The following is a 19,057-nucleotide window of genomic DNA, read 5'->3' as shown; positions in this document are numbered from 1 at the left end:
TTTAATGATCAATTAACGTGCTGCGCTGGCTTTATCCCAGGAAACATAACGCTGTATTTGCAACATCAAGCGATCCAATAAGAAGCCAATGAAACCAATGACAACTACTGCGGCCATAATTCGGCTTAACGAGTCTGAGCTGCCGTTTTGGAACTCATCCCAAACAAATTTTCCTAAACCTGGGTTTTGCGCCAGCATTTCTGCGGCAATCAGTACCATCCAGGCGATGCCCAAAGACAAACGCATACCGGTAAAGATCATAGGAATGGACGCAGGCAAAACAATTTTCTGAACGTGCTTGATCGCAGGTAATCTCAACACACGGCTGACATTCACCAAATCACTGTCGATGGAGGCAACACCCACCGAAGTGTTAATCACCATCGGCCACAAGCAGCACAGAGTTACGGTAATCATGGAGTTCAAAAAGGATTTAGGAATGGTAGGGTCCGGCGTTGCGTACAAAGCACTGACCACCATAGTCACCAGAGGTAGCCAAGCTAACGGCGACACTGGCTTGAAGATTTGAATGATCGGGTTTACTGCGGTATTCAGTGTTTTATTCAAGCCAACAGCAATCCCAAGCGGTATGGCGATAACAGCGGCGGCTAAGAAGCCACTTAACACGGTGACCAGACTGGTAATAATTTGATCCCAAAATGTTTCTTTACCAGTGTAAGCGCGTATTTTTGGCACATAATCCGGGTCAGCTTTCATGCGCTCGGCATTTCTGGTTTCCTGTCGCTCATAAAATGCGGTCTCTTTTTCACGGGACTCTACGTGTTCGTTGTATAGATTTCCGAACTGCTCCCAAACGGCCGAAGGCCCCGGAAATTTACCTAAAGATGTATCAATGTTTTGTGCGGCAGTAGACCACAAAAATAAAAACACCAAGATACCAGCCAAGGGAATTCCCACCAGCTGAACACTTTTTTTGATCAGCTCCTGCGCGTAACTCGGCAGTTCAATGCGCTCTTCTATTTTCTTTACTAATGATGTGGCAGACATGCTATTCACTCCTTTCTCAACCTTATATTTTTTATGAGCCAGACCACTGCAAGCAGTGGCTTGGAGGCTCTTAGCAACAATTAAAGTTTGTCGCCTTGTTTTAGACCGATTGAGAATTTATTGATGTATTCGTTTGGCTTAGTACCGTCGTAAACAATGTTATCGATGAAGTGCGTCTGTGGATCACGGAAACCGTCTTCCGTAGCGAAGTCCGGGAAATCTTTAGACATCACCAGGCCGTCTTTGATTAGAGACTTAGCCGCTTTCTCATAGATGTCCGGGCGATATACTTTCTTAGCCAGATCTTTGTACCAATCATCCGACTTGTCTTCGCTGATTTGTCCCCAGCGACGCATTTGCGTTAAATACCAGATGGCATCCGAGTAGTAAGGATAGGTTGCGTTGTAACGGAAGAACACGTTGAAATCAGGCACTGCACGCTTGTCACCTTTTTCGTATTCGAACGTTCCGGTCATGGAGTTCGCAATCACATCGTAATCAGCGCCCACGTAGTTCGACTTGGATAAAATCTTCACTGCCGCCGGGCGGTTGGCGTTGTTATTGGCATCCAGCCATTGTGCCGCACGAATCAGTGCGCGAGTTAAACGAACGGTCGTGTTCGGGTACTTTTCAGCAAACTGCTTGGTGATACCAAATACTTTCTCCGGGTTGTCTTTCCAGATTTCATAGTCGGTCACCACAGGTACACCAATGCCTTTAAATACCGCTTGCTGATTCCAAGGTTCCCCTACGCAATAGCCATAAATCGTACCGGCTTCCAACGTCGCTGGCATTTGAGGCGGAGGTGTCACGGACAACAAGGCATCCGCATCAATCTGACCGGAAATGTCCCCTTTGTGCGGCGCATAAAAACCTGGGTGAATGCCACCGGCCGCTAACCAGTAACGCAACTCGTAGTTATGGGTGGATACCGGGAATACCATGCCCATGTTGAAAGGTTTGCCTTCATCCTTGTATTTTTCAACAACAGGCTTCAGGGCATCGGCTTTAATCGGGTGAACGGGTTTGCCATCGGCTTGCTTAGGAATGTTTGGCTTCATTTGATCCCAGATTTCATTGGAAACCGTAATGCCATTCCCGTTCAGGTCCATTGAAAAGGGGGTAATAATTTCAGCTTTGGTACCAAAGCCCATGGTGGCCGCAATGGGTTGGCCCGCCAACATGTGAGCGCCATCCAGGCGGCCATCAATGACTCCGTCTAATAACACTTTCCAGTTTGCCTGTGCCTCAATGGTGACGTAAAGACCTTCATCTTCGAAATAGCCATTTTCATAAGCCACAGCAATCGGAGCCATATCCGTCAATTTAATAAAACCAAACTTCAGTTCTTCTTTTTCCGGGTAGCCCAATTTCTCAGCTTGAACTGCGGTGGCAGTCAGGCCTATACATGCAGCCATCGCTGCTAACTTGAACGGTTTAAACCACTTCTTCATGGCTAGGTCCTCGTCTACTTTTGTTATGCAAAAACTGTTAATTGTTTTTAAAATTCCAAAAAAAAGCGCCCACCAATCCATTACTTATTGAGAAGTAATGATCAGTGAGCGCCTTTGCTCATCCTCTTAATAAACGCCGTTGTTTACCGAGGAAATGTTTGTATTGCCACCTCCGTTGGCAGCAATAAATAATCTATTCGTTTACACCTTTATATAAAGCATACGGTGTGCCAACTTTTAAAAAACCTCAAAAGAAGGCTACTAATTAGTCAAATGGTTAATTTAAACCGCAATACGAGCCAAAAGTTCACCCTTAAAAACACCATGCACTTCACCTGTGCATTCACCTCTCCTTAATGTTCAGGTTTGTTCTGCCTCTTCGCCCTAAAACGACCATCACCATAACAAACCGACCCATTTAGAAGCAGCCCCGCCCGCTTAGTAAAAGACATCCCCTCACAGCGATAAAATATCCACTACCGACTCAGCCACGCTTGCCAAATTTTTGCCTTTATCCATCGACATTTTCCGCAACTTTTTATACGCCTGATCTTCCGTCAGACCTTGGTGCTCCATTAACAGGCCTTTTGCCCGATCCACCAACTTTCTGTCCGCCAGTTGAGTTTGTGCGTTTTTCAGTTCAGTCAATAACGTTTGCTGTTCTTTAAACCGAATCACCGCCACCGAAATGGTCGAACGAATGCGATGAGGATGAATTTCAGCCACCACATAGGCACTGACGCCTGAAGCCACCACTTGTTTAATCACGGACGGCGCGTCATATTCTGCAAACATAATGACCGGTTTAGGCGAGCAGGCATTCAGCTCTGTCAGTTGTTCCAACACAAACGCATTAGGCGAGTCTAAACAGAGCACCACAATTTCAGCACCGGACTGATCCACTTTGTTCACCAAGTCATTTGCCTCGTTAACACTGGCAACCACTTGATAATCATCATCTTCCAAGGCTCGCTTCAAAAAGGAGCTTTGTGCTTCTGTCATATTCACTAAAAATACTTTTGACATCGGCACCGTAACGTCTTCCTTATTTAGCCCATTAATCATGGATGTACCTTTTCCCATACTGAATATCCCATTCTTTACACCGTCAGCATTAAACACATATCAAGCCAATACAATTAAAACAATACAAATCAATAAGTTATATACAAAAACAAGTAGCAACGGAAATATTTAAGACTGTAATTGGTGCCAACTTCTTTTTAATGGCCTGAAACAGGACACAATTAAGCTCAACCAAAAATAAAAAAGCTCAACCAGAATAAAAAAAGCCCAATACAGAGTATTGGGCAAGCGGGGGAAGATGTTACCGAAGTAACAAATCAAAAACTTTTCATGTTAGAAACGGCTTATCATTTAAGCCTGAACTGCAACCTTGTCATCAGACGCTTTTACTTTATAAACATTTAACTTCACTTCTTCATCTTCAAGACACGCACCCGTTTCCAGGCAGAAGTGTTGTTTATAAATAGGCGATGCAACCACAATCTTGTCGCCCAAAGAGCCGACGATACCGCGCGAAAGTACATTCGCTTTACTGAATGGATCGTGATTATCAATCGCAAACAGGTCGTTGTTTCTGGTTCTGAACAAAGCCACTTGCTTATCATTCACCAAGGCACAAACACCGGTATCAGGAACAATGTCATCTAACTTACAAACTTCTATCCAATTGTCGCTCATGTTATGAATCTCTCTATATCTGTGTGTTTCGATTTACAGTGAAGTTACACAACTTCAGCCACAGGGATTTTCTTTTCATCTTCTGTTGCCGGGCGGATCTGACCACGCTCTTCAACAAAAACTACGTTGTTATCCTTCTCATCAGAGTTCACGAAATGACGGAAGCGCTTCAGTTTTTCAGGATCATCAATCGCTTTCTTCCACTCACATTCGTAAGTATCAACAACGTGCTGCATATCTTCTTCAAGCTCGGCACATAGCTCCAGCTTGTCATCGATGATCACACTCTTCAGATAATCCAGACCACCTTCCAGATTATCAAACCACACAGAGGTACGCTGTAGACGATCTGCGGTACGGATATAGAACATCAGGAAGCGATCTATGTACTTGATCAGAGTTTCTTTATCCAGGTCAGAAGCAATCAGATCTGCGTGACGTGGCTTCATACCACCATTACCACAAACGTATAGGTTCCAGCCGTTTTCAGTAGCGATAATTCCTACGTCTTTACCTTGTGCTTCGGCACACTCACGAGTACAACCAGAAACCGCGAACTTAATCTTATGAGGTGAACGCAGACCCTTATAACGATTCTCAACCTCAACCGCTAAGCCCACACTGTCATCAACACCGTAACGACACCAGGTACTACCTACGCATGACTTCACCGTACGAAGAGACTTTCCGTATGCATGGCCTGTTTCAAAGCCTGCATCCACCAAACGACGCCAGATCTCAGGAAGCTCTTCAGCACGAGCACCGAACAAGTCAATACGCTGGCCACCGGTAACTTTGGTATACAGGTTGTAATCTTTAGCCACCTGACCAAGAACGATCAGTTTCTCAGGTGTTACTTCACCACCGGCCATACGAGGAACGATTGAGTAAGTACCGTCCTTCTGTAGGTTCGCCATGTAGTAATCGTTAGTGTCTTGCAGCGGATGAATGTCTGCATCCATCACGTGCTCGTTCCATACGGAAGCCAGGATAGAACCCACCGTTGGCTTACAGATGTCACAACCGTGACCTTTACCGTGCTTTTCTAACAATTCGTAGAATGTCTTAATTTTTTCTACTTTAATGATGTGGAAAAGCTCTTGACGGGTATACGCAAAGTGCTCACAGATGTCGGTGTTTACTTCCACACCCAGCTTTTCAAGCTCACTGTTCATCACCTGAGTAACCAAAGCGGCACAACCACCACAACCTGTCGCGGCCTGTGTTGCATCCTTAACTTCGCCGATGGTCTGAGCACCGTTCTGAACACTGCAACAGATCGCGCCTTTACTCACGTCATAACAAGAACAAATCTGAGCCGTATCAGGCAATGCATCCGGGCCAAGACCCGCTGGTGCTGCACCGTCACGGTTCGGAAGAATCAAACCGTCCGGATGTTCAGGAAGGTCAATACCGTTTAATGCGTATTGAAGCAAAGTACCGTAGTCTTCAGCTTCGCCCACCAACACAGCACCCAATAACTTGGTTTTGTCTTCGCTGACAATAATGCGCTTATACACTTCAGCAGGTTCATCAACGTAGGTATAACTGTGGCTGCCTGGGGTACGGCCCAAAGAGTCACCGATACTTGCCACGTCAACGCCCATCAATTTCAGCTTGGTGGACATATCTGCACCGGTAAATGCGTTTTCTGTCTCACCGCTGGTAACGATGTGATCGTGCGCAACCTGCGCCATTTGATAACCCGGTGCAACCAAACCAAAGATCTGATTATTCCAAAGCGCACACTCACCGATGGCATAAATATCTTCATTGGAAGTCTGGCACTGATTGTTCACCAGAATTCCGCCACGAGGGCCAATTTCAAGACCTGTTTTTCTGGCCAGCTCGTCTTGAGGACGAATACCCGCCGAGAATAAAATCATATCTGTTTCTAGCGACTCACCGTCCGCAAACTCCATGCGATAACGCGCATTCTCACCGTCTGCAATGTTTACGGTATTCTTTGAGCAGTGAACCTGAACACCCAGGTTTTCAATTTTGTGCTTCAACATTGCGCCGCCGCCAACGTCTAACTGAACGTCCATCAGACGATCAGAGAACTGAACAACGTGCGCCTGAAGATCCAGATCATGCAATGCTTTCGCCGCTTCCAGCCCCAGCAAACCACCACCAACAACCACGCCGGTCTTGGAGCCTTTTGCTGAAGCCTTAATTGCTTCTAAATCTTCAATGGTACGATAAACCAAACAATGCTCTTTATCGTGACCAGGAATTGGGGGAACGAACGGGAAAGAACCTGTTGCAAGCACCAGCTTGTCATAAGCAACGCGTAAACCGCTTGCGCTGATAACTTCTTTTGCATCCAGATCAATATCAACGATTTTCTCATCAATATGAATTTCTACACCGTTTTCTTCGTAGTAGCCAACAGGAGCCATTAATAGGTCGTCAGCGGAGCGTCCTGCAAAGTATTCCGTAAGATGTACACGATCATACGCTTGACGAGGTTCTTCAGAGAACGTCACCAACTGATATTGATCACGTGACTCACCATTTAGAACATTGTCGATAAATTTATGACCAACCATACCATTACCGACAATTACTATTCTTTGCTTACTCATGGTAACTCTTCCCAATACATGTTTAATTCTATTACCCAGAGAAAGCAGTTAGTGTGCCAACTTAAATTTTATTTTTTTATTACATAAAAATCATAATGTTACACGACAAATAAGAACCATTCTTTTTAATATCAAAACCCCACGAAAAATAAGTGCACCAAAAAAAACCACGAATACACAATCAATCTCCCAAAATGATGCAACCTGAAAGTGCATTAAGAAAACAGGTCATTTTTGTATTAGTACAGTGCAAAAAAAGCACCCGGATGGACAGAATTTCAGAATTGCCCCAACTCTTTGCAAGATTTAAGCGGATCTCAATCACTCATCGAAAGAAGACAGCGATATCCTAATTATTCAAAGACTTAAGCAAGCCAGTATTGCTAGAATGAAGGGCAAGCAGATTGTAGGAAGAAGCCATGTCATTAGGTCAGTTCTTTAAACGTTTCACCAAAAAAAACACGTCCTCCCAATACCCGGAAGACCTTCTTTCTGAAAAAGATATTCACCATTTAAATAACACGTTCAGCATTGCGCTTCGTAAATGTGAAAGCGACCCTCAGCAATTATTTAACTTGTCCAAACAGTATTCAGAGCAAGGGGCGCCCCTTGCGCTCTATCACCTTGGCCATTTTTATGAGCAGGGCGATGGCCAGCAACAGTACCCGGAGTTAGCAGCTGAGTGTTTTTGGCGCGCAGGCAAACAAGACTTACCCGAAGCCCAGTACAGCCTGGCATTGCTTTATGCACAGGGAACCCTGGGCAAAGTGGATTTGGTCTCAGCGTTCTATTGGTTTTCTGAAGCCGCCAAATTAGGACTCAGCGCAGCCCAATTTAACCTGGCCACGTTTTATGAAGACGGGCTGGGTTGTGTTGAAGATAAAAGCCTTGCCTTTCAACTCTACCAACAAGCTGCAGACGCAGGCTTTACCAAAGCCTGGCATAATTTAGGCGTCATGTATTATTCCGGCAACGGCGTAGAACAAAACAAACCTCTTGCTTACGCCTGGACATTGTTAGCCGCCAAAGCAAACGTTCAGGAAGCCAAAGATGCCGAGCCAATTATGACGGCAGAACTGACGAATGAGGAGCTGGTTGAGGGCAAGGAACAACTTGAGCTGCTTATCAACAAACATCAAAACCAGCTGCCAACCGATGATTTTTACCAAGCTTAAAGTGATTTAAGAACCGCACTCAATAAAAAACCCAGCACTCAGGCTGGGTTTTTTATTTCATTTTATTTCACTGCAAGCTTAATGCAAATCAGCAATCACACCCACTTGCGGCATTTCCGCCAAGCCAATGTCCCTCGCATGTTGCTCAAACCCTTTGTTCTTCCAGAAAAACGCACCCGGCATCGTCGTTGGAATCACAAGAATGTAGAACAAGGCACGGCCCATCAGTAATGCAACCGTTATGGCCAATGATGCTAAAGCTGCAATCACAACACTGGTCGCGTTATCGCCAGCAAACACTGCCAACAGAGTCATAACCACAGCGCCAACACCTACCAGTACATTACGCAAAAGGTAGGTTTTACCAAACGTGGTCCACTGAATGTAATGAGCTGCTGCACCTTCACCACTTTCAGTGTTGAGGTAACGCGCATGCGCAACCAAACCAATACCTTCAGCCACCAGCCCAATCGCCGACAACGCAGCAAGCATCGGCAACATAACCTCAACCGACTGACCGTTAATTAACATCGCCGGAATAACAAAAACTCCCAACAACACAGCACCTAAGCTGAACATCGTACCAAAAAAGGACGTTAACACCTGCCAATGATTCCAGAAAGGACGCGCCTTAATCCGATAAATGCAGTGCATGAAGTACAAACCAATCAGGCCCGAAATCAAAGCAAACACCGCAAAACAAGTGCTGATTAAGTCAATGATGGACAGCTCCAGCCAGCGGTTCACTAACTCAAAGAAAGTGAAGCCTGCTAAACCCGCAAAGAACATGGCAATACCAAGCGCTTCTCGGCTCAGCGGCGAACTCTGTAAGTTATTAAAACCACGGTAGAATCGCAACGGCTTACCCAAGTGCAAAGTAGAGAGCACCAGAACTAAGGCCTGCAAACCAATCATGCTAAACAACAGTGGGAAATACACAGAGCTTTGCTGAATCGCCTCTATGGACTCCACACCCATCATGGAACCAACAAACAACATTAAGAATGCGCCCAGAATGGCCTGTGTTGATAGCGTAAATATCACCAGCGGGTTTTCACGGGAGCTAAGGCGAGATAAGTTCCAGAAACGGTCCTTACCTGCTTTTTCATCCACCACCGAGCGGAATGAGCCGTCTTCCTCTTTGCGATATTTAATCGGCATCGAGTCGGTACGCTCCATCTCTTCCGGCATAGTACGGGTTTGCTGGAAACGAATGTTTGGCTGAGTAATCGAAGTATCCGGGAAGCCAGGAATTTCTGTTTTAATTTGATCCCGGTTTTCCGGCGTATTTTCCACTACACCAAAGTTCAACGCGTTGCCTAAACAAGCCGACACACAAGCAGGCTTTAAGCCCACTTCCAAACGGTCAACGCACATATTACATTTGGACACTCGACCTTTGATCGGGTCCAGCTGCGGCGCATTGTAAGGACACACCCAAGTACAGTAGCCACAACCAAAACAGGTTTCCGGGTCCTGCAGAACAGCGCCATATTCACTGTGTTTGGTATAGGCTTTGGTTGGACACCCTTTCAGACACACAGGATTATCACAGTGGTTACACGCCATTGAAATATTCAAACGCTTGTAGTCCGGATAAGTCCCGCCCTCCACATAACCCACCGAACGGAAGGCAATGTGCGCCGGATTCTCATTCTTTTCACTGCAAGCCGCTTCACAAGCATGGCAACCGATGCAGTTATCTGCAGTAAAATGGAAACCGTGTTGCTTATTACGGTTTGGGTTCGTTCCGACCTCAGGGTTACCATTAATAAATAACGACGACCCCGGCGAGCCGGTACTGTTCGACCATTTTAATAAATCAATCTTTTCACCATAACGGTTTTCTTCACTGACCGTTATGTCTTTCAGCTTCGCGTAATCTTGTTCGCCCTGACGAACCTCAAAAATCGGACGTTCTGTCGGGTCTAAATCCGAATTATCGGTACCAATTTGATCCAGACGATCACGGAGCTTATACCAAGCACTCATCAACATTTTCTAGCCCCTCTTAATACGTTCTGCGTTCAGCATTCAATTCGCCAGCTAATTGCTGATCTACTTTTTCAATTCTTACTGCACATTGTTTAAATGCAGGTTGTCTTGAATGCGGGTCCAACAAGCCAAGAGATACACGATTGACACAATCGTGGAAATGAAACGGAATAAACACCATGTTTCTTGGTACTCGCTGAGTCAGCTGAACCATAACCACCGCATCACCACGACGGCTGACCAAACGGACATACGATTGATGTGCAACCCCCAGTTCACGAGCCGCATCCGGATTCATTTCCATGTAAGGTGTCGGGCTGAATTTATTCAGATTCCCCAACTTGCCGGTACGAGTTCGCGTATGGAAATGCTCAACCACCCTGCCCGAGTTCATCCAGAACGGGTAGTCATCGTCCGGTACTTCGTTATTATTAATGAAAGGCAGTGGAATCAGGTTCGCTTTGCCGTCAGGCGTTTGGAACACACCATCGCTGTACAAACGCGGGTTTCCTTTGGCAACTGCGTCATCCTGATGATCATCTTCACGATACGGCCATTGAATACCACGCGACTTCTCAATCAAATCGTGGGTCATTCCTGAAATATCCAAGGTACGTTTATCGCCTTTGGATAGCTGCTTCATTTCTTCAAACGCACCTTCCGGGGTTTCCGGAAAGTGAATTTTTTGCCCGTTCGGGAATCGTTTTGCTAACTCTTTGAAAATCCAGAAATCAGGTTTGGTGTTACCTTTTGGCTTAACTACCTGACGAACGATATTGACGCGACGTTCGGTATTGGTGAAACAGCCTTCTTTCTCCGCCCAGACAGCAGCAGGTAGGAACATATGCGCGTACTGAGTGGTTTCCACATCCGCATAAGCGTCCTGAATCACTAGGAAATCAAGTTTTTCCAATGTCTTACGAATACGAGCGGTATTCGGCATGGAAGTCATCGGGTTGGTCGCAACCAACCATAAGCCTTTAATTTGTCCGGTTTCAATGGCCGGGAAAATATCTGTTTCGGTCAAGCCACGCTTTTTAGGGAAAAACTCTTCATCAATGCCCCAGAACTCCGCTATTTCTTTACGGTGCTCAGGCTTCTCTAACGCACGATAACCAGGAAGGCCGGAACAAGATGACCATTCGCGTGTACCCATCGCATTACACTGACCAGTAATAGACAAGCTGGTACCACCCGGCTTACCAATGTTTCCTGTGATCAGGTTCAGGCTATTAATCCCTACCACACCGTCAGAACCATGCGTACTTTGGTTGATGCCCATAGTCCAGATCGACATCGCCGCGCCCGCTTTAGCGTACAAACGAGCCACATTACGGATGGTATCTTCATCAATGCCACAGATCTTCGACGCCGTAATCGGATCATAATCCTTTACACAAGCTTCGACTTCTTCTATGCCCTTTGTGTGTGCATTTATGTATTCGCGATCTTCCAGGCCTTCCGCCAAAATAACATGCATCAAACTGTTCATCAGCACCAAGTCGGTGCCAGGCGTAATAGGCAGGTGCATATCGGCAAACTGAGCCAGCATGGTTACCCGAGGGTCAACCACGATCAGTGGGAACTTTCGTTTCTCCAACGCTTCTTTCAAACGCCAGTAGATAATAGGGTGCTGCTCCGGCAGGTTTGAGCCCCAGGCAATCAAACATTCCGTATGCTCAAAATCGTCGTAACAACCCGGAGGGCCATCAGACCCGAACGAACGCTTATAGCCGGACACTGCAGAAGCCATACACAGCGTGGTATTACCATCGTAGTTGTTAGAACCGATACAACCGCGCGCCAACTTACCCAGAGTATAAAACTCTTCTGTTAATAACTGCCCGGTCGAAATGATGGCGAAGCTGTCTTTACCATGCTCTTGCTGAATTCGCTGGATTTCCGCGCCCATATGATCAAGCGCAGAATCCCAATCCGTTTCTTTGAAATCTTCTTCGTAAGGCTTGCTTCGGATCAGAGGGTTATCACCCCGGCCTGCAGCCTTAAACAACTCGTGCTCAAAAATACCTTTAATGCATAGCTTGCCACGGTTCACATCAGCATCCGCAACCCCTTGGGTTGCCACTGCATTACCATCTTCATCCAGGCCAACGTTAATAGAGCAACCTGTCGAGCAATAACCACAGGTTGTATATTTCCACTCTTTAACCTGTTTATCGGCTATTCGAATGGGGTTTCTGTCTTTACGACCAAAAAGCATGGGTTGACGCTCCTCAAAACAACTCGCACCATATTAATGCAGCAAATTCCAAGCACCCTCCGAATTCGCACCAGCACTAAGCATTCATCAATATAAGTTATTGTTTTTTATATATTTTAAATAATCACTGGTCTGTAAATGCAATATACGAGCCACTTTTACAACAACGATAAATATCACGCACAAAAAAAGACCAGCGCGATGCTGGTCTTTTTTGTGGTGTTATCAGAGGATCAATGAACACTGATCATTTGAACTTCACCATTTTCATCCACTTCTGCAATTTCACCTTTAGGCTCTTTCATAAAGAACAAGGTTACAAAGCCTAGAACAGCCGTCGCAGCAATCACCATGAAAAATGTTTGATATTCCACCATAGAAAGAATCGTTAGGTAGAAAACCGCACCCACATTACCGTAAGCGCCTGTCATTCCTGCAATCTGACCTGTCAAACGACGCTTGATTAACGGAACAGCAGCAAATACCGCACCTTCACCCGCCTGAACAAAGAATGAACACGCCATTGCCGCAATGATAGCAACAACCAAAGGCCAGCTTGAGTCAATCAAAGACATCACTGCATAACCCACGGCCAAACCAGCGGTTAAAATCAACAGTGTTTTCTTACGGCCGAACTTATCAGAAATCAAACCACCACCAGGGCGAGACATAAGATTCATAAAGGCGTATGCAGACGCTACCAAACCAGCCTGAACCATAGATAGCTCAAACGTTTCAGCAAAAAACAACGGCAACATAGAAACAACGGCCAATTCAGAACCAAACGTTGCAAAATAAAGGATGTTTAATACTGCAACTTGCTTGAACTGATAACGATGAATTTCAGGGACTTCTTCAGAAAAAACGTGCTTGTTTACTTTCCAAACCTTTGACGAATCGAATATATAAAGTGCAGCCAAGCCAACGTAGATTCCATTTGCAGCAACTTCTGACAACATGCTTACTCCGTTTGGAGACAGCTTCCAAGTAAGAAGTGCCAAAGCGGCATACATAGGGATCTTCATAATCAATAGCAAGAAGAAATCACCTTTAGATGTCACTTCCATTGCTGAGTTATTTTTTGGCTTAAAGTAAGTAGAACCTTTTGGCGTATCACGAACGTTGGCATACCAGATAAAACTGAACACCAAAGATAACAGACCAGTCATACCAATCGCGTATCTCCAACCATCTTCACCGCCGAAGATCAAAGCAATCGCAGGCAAACTCATGGCACCCGCTGCTGAACCGAAGTTCCCCCAACCGCCGTACACGCCTTCTGCAGTACCTAACTGTTTCGCCGGGAACCACTCAGAGACCATACGAATCCCCACAACAAAGCCGGCACCCACAAAGCCCAGAAGGAAACGAGCGATGGCTGCTTGCTCAAAGTCCTGTGCAAGAGCAAACATGAAACACGGGATACTGCCCAAGAAAAGAATCGAGGAGTAAACAATACGAGGACCGTATTTGTCAGTCAGCATGCCTATGATGACACGAGCAGGGATGGTCAAAGCAACATTCAGAATAAGAAGCGTTTTAAACTGAGCCACAGTTAAACCTAGGCTCTCAGAAATTACGCCACCCAAAGGTGCGTGGTTAAACCAAACATAAAAAGTCAGGAAGAAAGCCATCCAGCTCATATGCAGAATTTTCATTTTCCCTGAAAATGAAAACAGATTGAATTTATCAGTAGCACTCATAACGAGATCCTTACTAAGTTTAAAGTTTTGTTACCCCTACTTAGCAAGGTAGATACCTAATCACAATTTTATCTTTAATATCATTAACTTAATTGCTTATTTTTATTCTTAAAGCACAATCTAGAGATAAAGTGCACTATAGAAATGCTCGATTACCATAGCGGTGCACCCATAAATGCGTAATAACGGTGCACAATGGAGTAAATTATCAAAAAGCGTCCATCGGAGCGATGGATTGAGCGTATAACATCAACTCTTCCAACAAAAACTGTGCATCCGCTTTATCTGGAAACATAGTAAATGCTTCATTTAGCAGCTGAGGGTAAGTCGACAAACACCGTGGCGCACCATAACCTTGCTCCATAACCGAACGATACTTGTGTTGCTCCCACTGGACGCGCTCTTCATCATTAAGCGCCTCAGGAAAGTTCCTGGCTCTGCACCGAAATAGCAACTCTGCCGCTCTGCCATCCTGAAAAGCAAAAGCGTGAGGGTCCAATTGACCGATGTCCGATTTGCCAATGTAATCCATTGCTTCTTTGTCTTTACGCGGGAAAAAACCACTGTAAAGCATGCAGTCCACATCTTTTTCTTCTTTCCCGTTGAAAGCAAACACCTCGTTCAGCATCGGAATCAGGTGAGACTTGGACTGCCACTTCTTCCAATTAACCCGACATAAGGGTAAATCATGCCCCCATCGTTGAGCCAAAGGTTCCGTCAACATTTTTGCGGAAACCACCATCGGCGATTTATTCGCATGAATTGTTTTAAATGGAATGCGAGGGACGTCGCCAAGTTCATCTTTAGACTTGAACACCCGATCCTGAATTTGTTGTACAGACAATCCTTCGAGTTCATCCGGGTCAAACGATAAATCAATGGAGTGCACTGCATTGCTATTCGTCCCATCGACGCACAAAGGCAGAACCAATGCCATACAGCCACGGTCAGCACCAAACATGGAAGAAATATGCAGCACGGGTTTATTGCTGCCTACATTTAAGGTGTCCAATACTTCCTTTTTATTTCTCAGTGAGAACGCATAATCGAACAGCTTTGGCGCTTTCTCTTTAATAAGTTTGGCAATCGCGATCGTCGCATACACATCCGACAATGCATCGTGCGCATTTTCATGACCAATTCCGTTTGCAACGGTTAACTCTTCAAGCCGGAAACTGGTCGTGCCGTCTTCCTTTTTAGGCCATCGAATTCCGTCGGGTCTTAGTGCGTGCGTTAAACGAACGACATCAATTAAATCCCAACGGCTGTTACCGTTTTTGTATTCCCGAGCGTATGGGTCTATGAAGTTTTTATAAAATAAATTACGGGTAAATTCATCGTCAAATCGAATACTGTTATAACCGACGACACAAGTGCCTGATTGCGAGAAACGTTCATTGATTCGTCGGGCGAATTCGACTTCGTTATACCCTTCCCGGTTGGCTTGCTGAGGCGTGATCCCAGTCACCAAACAAGCCACTGGGTCAGGCAGGTAATCTTCAGCCTGACGGCAATAAAACATATCAGGCTCGCCAATAATGTTTAAATCTGCATCTGTTCTGATACCAGCAAACTGTGAGATTCGATCCACTTTGGAGTCCGCACCAAAGGTTTCGAAATCATACCAATAGTAAGTTCCCTGATATTGCATGCAATTGCCCTGTTGTCATGGATAAATAAGCCGAAATGGTATGTGTTTACCCTGCGATAGGTCAATGCTTGTCAGCGAATCCGTACAAATGCTTGACTACTTTCATGAAAATGATAGTGTACTAGTACATGAATACAGACATTTACATCCGCGAACTGGTCGAGCACTTACTAAAAGCCAATGACACTGAAGCCATGAACCAAACGCTTCAGGGATTGTTAACGCCTTCTGAGCTCAGTGAAATAAGCAAACGCCTGCAGATATTTAAGCTGCTGGAAGCCGGTATGCCACAAAGACAAATAGCAGAAACGCTGGGCGTGGGTATAGCAACAGTGACACGCGGATCACGCGCATTAAAAGACAAATAGGTTAGGTATGTATAAAAAGCCTGCAAAAATAGAACTGCCAAGAAAACCTCACTACATCACCATTGGTGCCGATTGTGATTTCTTTGGATTGTTCAAAAAGATTGAAAAGAAATACGACAATTGCTTTTATCTGGAATCCCTTGGCGAAGACAGCCATATTGCACGCCACTCCATCATAGGTTTTGATCCGGAACAGCTCTTTTACGCCAACGACACGACTCTCACCATCGAAGCGCGTGACGGTTCACGAGAAGAATATCAGAGTGATAACCCTTATTACTTATTAAGAGATATCGTGCCTCAGGACGTTATTTCCCGTAAGTATGCAGGGGGTCTTACCGGATATCTCGGCTACGACAGCATGAACTACTTTGAATCATCGTTGAAGTTACAAAGCAGTGAGATGTTCGACGCTTTTCGTTTTGGTCTTTTTAAAGACGGATTAATTCTCGATAAAATGACCGGCGAAGTAATTTATTTCTACTATACAGACAGCCGCCTTGAACTGGTCAAAGAATTAATTGCTGCCGAGATACCTGAAAACGGAGCACTGACAGTAACGCCAACCGGCGAGACAATGACCAAAGAAGAACACAAGGCAGCGGTGCTTAAAGTAAAACAAGACATCATTGACGGTAAGATATTCCAAACCGAAGTTGGCTTTAAGAAACGTTTCAAATTGAGCGGCGACGCCATCAATATTTATCAGCAACTCAGAGAAATAAACCCTTCTCCCCAGATGTATTACGTAAAATTTGGTGAGCAGCGCCTTATTGGTGCAAGTCCGGAGCTCCTGTTCCGTTTACGGCAGGGTGAAATGGAAACCTTCCCACTGGCAGGTACCACCTTACGAGGCAAGACACCTCAGGAAGATACCGCGCTGGCCAGAACGCTGCTCAACGACCCGAAAGAAATTGCCGAACATAATATGATCGTAGATCTGCACCGTAATGACATTGGCCGGGTTGCCCAATTTGGAACAGTAAAAGTTCGCAGCCTGATGGACATCAAACGCTTCAGCCATGTTCAGCACATAGCCAGTGAAATCGTCGGTATCATTTCAGACAAAGAAGACATGTTTTCAGCGCTCGCAAGTAATTTCCCGGCAGGTACTTTAACCGGTGCGCCCAAAATTGAAGCAATGAAAATCATTGATGACTTGGAAAACGATGGCCGCGGCCCATACGGCGGAGCAGTCGGTCACTTCTCCTTTAATGGAGACTGCACGTTTGCCATCCCCATTCGAACTGTGTTTGCCAATGGAGAAGATGCGTACGTTCAGACCTGCGGCGGAAATGTTTACGACTCTAACCCGGAAGACGAGTACGAAGAAATTCGTCGCAAATTCGCAGGCACAAAGAAAGTACTGGATAAATTTTTACCCCAAGGTCAGGAGCCAGCTTAATGAACGTTTACATCATCGATAATTATGACTCCTTTACCTACAACCTCTATCAGTTCATCGGAGAAATTCTCACCACAGAAAAAAATCAGGGAAACATCGCTGATTTTCAAATCACCGTAAAACGTAATGACCAAGTAACGTTAGAAGAGCTTCGACAAGCCAACCCGGATCGAATCATCATTTCACCAGGGCCAGGCTCACCAGACGATGAAAAGTACTTCGGTGTATGCGCTCAGGTTATTAAAGAGTTCGGCCCAAAAACGCCTCTGTTAGGCGTTTGTCTTGGCATGCAAGGCATTGTTCACGTCTTTGGCGGTAAAGTGGTTAAAGCGCCGTTACCTATGCACGGTAAAATCAGCCCTATTACGCATGACAATCAAGGCATCTTTAAGGACATTCCCGACCAGCTGGAAGTCATGCGCTACCACTCTTTAATGGCAGAAGCGTCGACCTTTCCGAATTGCTTACACTTAACCTCGGTGGTGGGTGACTTAAAGGTGGAAGAATTCTCTGACGTTGTCAGCTACGAGGCTGAACGAGATTTCGAAATCATGGCGATCCAACACAACGAATTCCCAATCTATGGCATACAGTTTCACCCTGAATCATTTGCCACCGAAGGTGGGAAAGAACTGATCAAGAACTTCCTTTTTATTTAGTCGCTGACCTCAACCTACCCAAGGTTTGATACCTTGGGTAGGCACCTCAAATCAACGCTATTTCTCAAATAGATCAGCACTCCAGCCCCTGACCAAATTACTTACTTCCTGAGTCACTTTATTCCAAATTCACTTTCTTCCAAATAAAAATCATATACCTGATCAACGTATCCCTTCACCATCAAACGTTTAACCAGTGCATCATAACCACGCATCACTCGTTCTTTATTGGGATGCTTAGACTTCTTTACAAACGCATTAAAGTAAGGCCTCGCTACTAATGGTTTAGGCAAATACACAATACGGATCTTCAGCCCTCGGTGTTTAAGTTCATAAAGCGTTTCCACAGTATTCAACGGTGCAAGATCAATTCGAGACCTCAACATATTCAACAACAATGTGTGTTTGCTTACAGGCCAAATGTTTAAACCTGCCCCCCAGAACTCAGGCGTATAAGCCCACCCGTTCACAGCACCAATGACTGCACCGGAAAGATCCGACAATTGCTCAAAACGAAACTTGGAATAATTATCTTGATGTACAAAGAAGTGCCAGGAAACAGTTTTATAAGACTGACTGGGGTAGATTAAATAATTGGTTCTGGAATCCTTAAAGGAAAAGCTCATCACCATATCAAGGCGACCCAGTTCTGCTTCTCTGATAATTCGAGCACCCGATTCAATGAGTTGAATCTCATAATCCACCCCCAGTTGCTCCATGATATGAGCAACGATATCAACATCAATGCCTTCAATACCACCTTCAAGATCCGACTTAGATCTCATTTTAAACGGGGGCTCAGGAGTACCAGCAATGATGAAAGGAGAAGCCTGAATGGCCAAACTTAATGGCATGACAGCAAAAAACAATAACAAGTTCATCGCAATTACGGATAAACAACAAGGCTGTTTGGACGGCTTTAGACGACACACGTATGAACAGAGCCACTCTGACGAAGGGTTACAATCAGTATAGCAGGCAATAAAAAACCCCGATGCGTTAGCATCAGGGTTTTGTGTGCTCTTTCGAGCGAATAAGGCGCTTGACGATGACCTACTCTCACATGGGGAGACCCCACACTACCATCGGCGCGGACCGGTTTCACTTCTGAGTTCGGAATGGGATC

General features: G+C 45.3%; 14 protein-coding genes and 1 rRNA gene. 4 read left to right on the top strand and 11 right to left on the bottom strand.

The genetic code is table 11. The annotated features are described in order from the left end of the window. Nucleotides 1-12: 12 nt before the first annotated feature. The 5 genes from ABD744_RS19435 to nirB all read right to left on the bottom strand — a co-directional run bounded on the left by ABD744_RS19435 (nucleotide 13) and on the right by nirB (nucleotide 6,754). Nucleotides 13-1,008, bottom strand: a complete 996-nt coding sequence (locus tag ABD744_RS19435; RefSeq protein ID WP_344800249.1) for an ABC transporter permease — start codon at nucleotides 1,006-1,008, stop codon at nucleotides 13-15. Between the two features lie 80 nt (nucleotides 1,009-1,088). Continuing rightward, nucleotides 1,089-2,426 (bottom strand): CmpA/NrtA family ABC transporter substrate-binding protein, encoded by a 1,338-nt coding sequence (locus tag ABD744_RS19430; RefSeq protein ID WP_344800660.1) that lies wholly within the window; start codon nucleotides 2,424-2,426, stop codon nucleotides 1,089-1,091. A 492-nt stretch (nucleotides 2,427-2,918) separates the two neighbouring features. Then, entirely contained in the window at nucleotides 2,919-3,545 is a 627-nt protein-coding gene (locus ABD744_RS19425) for an ANTAR domain-containing response regulator (RefSeq protein ID WP_344800248.1), read from the bottom strand. 294 nt (nucleotides 3,546-3,839) lie between these two features. After that, on the bottom strand, nucleotides 3,840-4,166 hold the full coding sequence (gene nirD, locus ABD744_RS19420) for a nitrite reductase small subunit NirD (protein ID WP_344800247.1): 327 nt from the start codon (nucleotides 4,164-4,166) through the stop codon (nucleotides 3,840-3,842). A gap of 44 nt (nucleotides 4,167-4,210) precedes the next feature. Continuing rightward, on the bottom strand, nucleotides 4,211-6,754 hold the full coding sequence (gene nirB / locus ABD744_RS19415; protein ID WP_344800246.1) for a nitrite reductase large subunit NirB: 2,544 nt from the start codon (nucleotides 6,752-6,754) through the stop codon (nucleotides 4,211-4,213). Nucleotides 6,755-7,173: 419 nt separating this feature from the next. Here nirB and ABD744_RS19410 point away from each other — a divergent pair, with 419 nt between their 5' ends. Next, nucleotides 7,174-7,929, top strand: coding sequence for a tetratricopeptide repeat protein (locus tag ABD744_RS19410; RefSeq protein WP_344800245.1), 756 nt, complete (start codon nucleotides 7,174-7,176; stop codon nucleotides 7,927-7,929). Between the two features lie 78 nt (nucleotides 7,930-8,007). Here the strand turns inward: ABD744_RS19410 and ABD744_RS19405 are convergent, their stop codons facing one another. The 4 genes from ABD744_RS19405 to sbcB all read right to left on the bottom strand — a co-directional run bounded on the left by ABD744_RS19405 (nucleotide 8,008) and on the right by sbcB (nucleotide 15,499). Next, nucleotides 8,008-9,927 carry a DmsC/YnfH family molybdoenzyme membrane anchor subunit gene (locus tag ABD744_RS19405; protein WP_344800244.1) on the bottom strand — a complete coding sequence of 640 codons (1,920 nt, stop codon included), beginning with the start codon at nucleotides 9,925-9,927 and terminating at the stop codon, nucleotides 8,008-8,010. 13 nt (nucleotides 9,928-9,940) lie between these two features. Beyond that, on the bottom strand, nucleotides 9,941-12,145 hold the full coding sequence (locus ABD744_RS19400) for a molybdopterin oxidoreductase family protein (protein WP_344800243.1): 2,205 nt from the start codon (nucleotides 12,143-12,145) through the stop codon (nucleotides 9,941-9,943). A 233-nt stretch (nucleotides 12,146-12,378) separates the two neighbouring features. After that, nucleotides 12,379-13,848 (bottom strand): NarK family nitrate/nitrite MFS transporter, encoded by a 1,470-nt coding sequence (locus ABD744_RS19395; protein ID WP_344800242.1) that lies wholly within the window; start codon nucleotides 13,846-13,848, stop codon nucleotides 12,379-12,381. Between the two features lie 208 nt (nucleotides 13,849-14,056). Beyond that, a complete protein-coding gene (gene sbcB / locus ABD744_RS19390; RefSeq protein ID WP_344800241.1) occupies nucleotides 14,057-15,499 on the bottom strand; it encodes an exodeoxyribonuclease I in 1,443 nt (480 codons plus the stop codon). Between the two features lie 128 nt (nucleotides 15,500-15,627). On the opposite strand from sbcB, the gene ABD744_RS19385 reads away from it, so the two are divergent. The 3 genes from ABD744_RS19385 to ABD744_RS19375 are packed head-to-tail and all read left to right on the top strand — an operon-like array spanning nucleotide 15,628 to nucleotide 17,931. Further along, complete coding sequence (locus tag ABD744_RS19385; RefSeq protein WP_344800240.1) at nucleotides 15,628-15,867, top strand: Trp family transcriptional regulator; 240 nt, start codon at nucleotides 15,628-15,630, stop codon at nucleotides 15,865-15,867. A gap of 7 nt (nucleotides 15,868-15,874) precedes the next feature. Continuing rightward, nucleotides 15,875-17,272, top strand: coding sequence for an anthranilate synthase component I family protein (locus tag ABD744_RS19380; RefSeq protein ID WP_344800239.1), 1,398 nt, complete (start codon nucleotides 15,875-15,877; stop codon nucleotides 17,270-17,272). Further along, the gene (locus tag ABD744_RS19375; RefSeq protein ID WP_344800238.1) at nucleotides 17,272-17,931 is read left to right on the top strand and encodes an anthranilate synthase component II; all 660 of its coding nucleotides are present in this window, start codon (nucleotides 17,272-17,274) and stop codon (nucleotides 17,929-17,931) included. The genes ABD744_RS19380 and ABD744_RS19375 overlap by 1 nt, the downstream gene beginning before the upstream one ends. 113 nt (nucleotides 17,932-18,044) lie before the next feature. Here ABD744_RS19375 and ABD744_RS19370 read toward each other — a convergent pair whose 3' ends face one another. Beyond that, nucleotides 18,045-18,812: a substrate-binding periplasmic protein gene (locus tag ABD744_RS19370; protein WP_344800237.1), complete on the bottom strand. Its 768-nt coding sequence runs from the start codon at nucleotides 18,810-18,812 to the stop codon at nucleotides 18,045-18,047. Between the two features lie 159 nt (nucleotides 18,813-18,971). Next, nucleotides 18,972-19,057 (bottom strand): 5S ribosomal RNA (gene rrf / locus ABD744_RS19365); the annotation flags it as partial.

It is taken from the genome of Litoribacillus peritrichatus (assembly GCF_039537985.1).
GTDB lineage: Bacteria > Pseudomonadota > Gammaproteobacteria > Pseudomonadales > Litoribrevibacteraceae > Litoribacillus > Litoribacillus peritrichatus.
This window is presented reverse-complemented; position numbering and strand designations above follow the sequence as displayed.